Origin of the sequence: Mesorhizobium sp. M7A.F.Ca.MR.362.00.0.0 (assembly GCF_004023175.1) — a bacterium.
Taxonomy (GTDB): Bacteria; Pseudomonadota; Alphaproteobacteria; order Rhizobiales; family Rhizobiaceae; genus Mesorhizobium.
The window spans coordinates 3,611-6,023 of record NZ_RZTF01000257.1; the positions used below are offsets into that span (position 1 = coordinate 3,611).

Below are 2,413 nucleotides of genomic sequence, written 5' to 3' on the forward strand. Positions count from 1 at the left end.
GCTGAACCGCGATGACCAAGGACGCTGCCGCACAGGACGCGACGGTTGATCTGCAGGCCGAATTCGAGGCGTCCAACATCGACGAGGTCATGGACAAGCTCGACCGTGAACTCGTTGGCCTGAAGCCGGTCAAGACTCGCATCCGCGAGATCGCCGCTCTCCTCCTGGTCGACCGGCTTCGCCGCAAGTTCGGGCTGACCTCGGGCGCCCCGACGCTGCACATGAACTTTACGGGAAATCCCGGCACCGGAAAGACCACCGTGGCGCTGAGGATGGCCGAAATCCTGCATCGTCTCGGCTACGTCCGCGAAGGCCACATGGTCGCCGTGACGCGCGACGATCTCGTCGGCCAGTATGTGGGCCACACCGCGCCCAAGACCCGCGAGGTGATCAAGCGTGCCATGGGCGGCGTGCTTTTCATCGACGAGGCCTACTATCTCTACAAGCCCGAGAACGAACGCGACTACGGCCAGGAATCGATCGAAATCCTGCTGCAGTGCATGGAGAACAACCGTGACGATCTGGTTGTGATCCTTGCCGGCTACAAGAACAAGATGGACCGCTTCTTCGACAGCAATCCCGGCATGCGTTCGCGCATCGCCCATCACCTCGATTTCCCCGACTACGGTGTCAGCGAACTGAAATCGATCGCCGAGATTATGCTCGCGGAGCAGAATTATCGCCTCAGCGAGGCGGCGTCCCGTGCGCTCGAAGAGTATCTTCCGATCCGCATGAGGCTGCCGCATTTCTCCAACGCGCGTTCGGTCCGCAATGGGCTCGACCGGGCGCGGCTGCGGCAGGCCAACCGGCTTTTCGCATCGCGCAGCCGGGTGTTGACCAAAGCCGATCTTATCACCATCGAGGAATCCGACATCCGCGGCAGCCGCGTGTTCGCGGAAGGGAAACTCGAAGGCGAACCGGAGACGAAGATGCGCTGACGGGATGGAGCCGGCTGGCGCAGCGACCAACACCCGCAGACAGAATTGGAGACGACGACCATGGTCACCAGGACAATCATCGCACCCTCCGTGCTTTCCGCGGATTTCTCGCGGCTCGGCGACGAGGTCGAAGCTGTCGTGCGGGCGGGTGCCGACTGGATCCATCTCGACGTGATGGACGGCCATTTCGTGCCCAACATCACCTTCGGTCCGCCGGTGATCAAGGCGATCCGCGGCCGAACGGACAAAATTTTCGACTGCCATCTGATGATCGCGCCGGCCGACCCCTATCTGGCCGCCTTCGCCGACGCCGGCTGCGACATCATCACGGTGCATGCCGAGGCCGGGCCGCATCTCGATCGTTCCCTGCAGGCGATCAAAAATCTCGGCAAGAAGGCCGGCGTATCGCTGAATCCTTCGACGCCGGAGAGCGTCATCGAGTATGTGCTCGACAGGCTTGACCTGGTGCTGCTGATGACGGTCAATCCAGGCTTTGGCGGCCAGGCCTTCATTTCCGCGGTCATCGAGAAGATCAGGCGAATCAAGGCACTGGTTGGCCACCGCCCGATTGACATCGAAATCGATGGCGGCGTCACGGCCGAAACCGCCCCGCTGGTCGCCGCGGCCGGGGCCAATGTGCTGGTCGCCGGGTCGGCCGTGTTCAAGGGGGGCACCGAGGCGGCTTATCGCGCCAACATTGGAGCCATCCGACAGACGGCCGACGGTGCGATCCGGAAAGCCGCGTAAACAATTCCATCGGAGGCAAGCATGGCGGCCGTCCCCCCTGTCTGCGATTTCGGCTGGCGCGCCATCGATGCCGTTTTGCCTGGCGTCGACGGCAGGTCGCATTCGATCTTCAGCCAGGCCGGCCCGAACGGCCTGGTCGTGGCCTTCATCTGCAATCACTGCCCTTATGTGAAGGCGGTGATTTCACGTATCGTGCGCGATGCCAACGATCTCAAGGCCGAAGGTATCGGCTTTGTCGCGATCAACTCAAACGATGCCGACACCTACCCGGAGGATTCCTTCGACCAAATGAAGCTCTTCGCCACGACGAACGGCTTCAGCTTCCCTTACCTACACGACCACCGCCAAACTGTGGCGCGCGATTACGCAGCCGTGTGCACTCCCGATTTCTTCGGGTTCAACAGCGAGTTGGGACTGCAATATCGCGGTCGGCTGGACGCCTCGCGACGAGAAGCCGGAGCGCCCGGGCTGAGACGCGACCTGTTCGAGGCGATGAAGCAGGTTGCCCGAACCGGCGACGGGCCGCTGGACCAGATCGCCTCGATCGGCTGCTCGATCAAGTGGAAGGATGCCGCATGAACGTCGGCGCAGGTAGGCCGCTTCGATCGCCGAAGGCGATCCTGTTCGATCTCGACGGCACGCTGGTCGACTCGGCACCGGACATAGCGGCCGCCGTCAACGAACTGCTGGCCAGTCGCGGTCTGCCGCCGCTGCGCCTGGATCAGGTC

General features: G+C 62.7%; 4 protein-coding genes. All 4 read left to right on the top strand.

Features of this window, described 5'->3' with window-relative positions:
* Window positions 1–11: 11 nt before the first annotated feature.
* On the top strand, window positions 12–938 hold the full coding sequence (gene cbbX, locus EOC06_RS25500) for a CbbX protein (protein WP_128309086.1): 927 nt from the start codon (window positions 12–14) through the stop codon (window positions 936–938).
* A 60-nt stretch (window positions 939–998) separates the two neighbouring features.
* The gene (gene rpe / locus EOC06_RS25505; protein WP_128309087.1) at window positions 999–1,685 is read left to right on the top strand and encodes a ribulose-phosphate 3-epimerase; all 687 of its coding nucleotides are present in this window, start codon (window positions 999–1,001) and stop codon (window positions 1,683–1,685) included.
* 21 nt (window positions 1,686–1,706) lie between these two features.
* Entirely contained in the window at window positions 1,707–2,264 is a 558-nt protein-coding gene (locus EOC06_RS25510) for a thioredoxin family protein (protein WP_127327538.1), read from the top strand.
* On the top strand, window positions 2,261–2,413 hold a 153-nt coding region (locus EOC06_RS45175; protein ID WP_368773602.1), incomplete at its 3' end, for an HAD family hydrolase. The genes EOC06_RS25510 and EOC06_RS45175, both read left to right, overlap by 4 nt.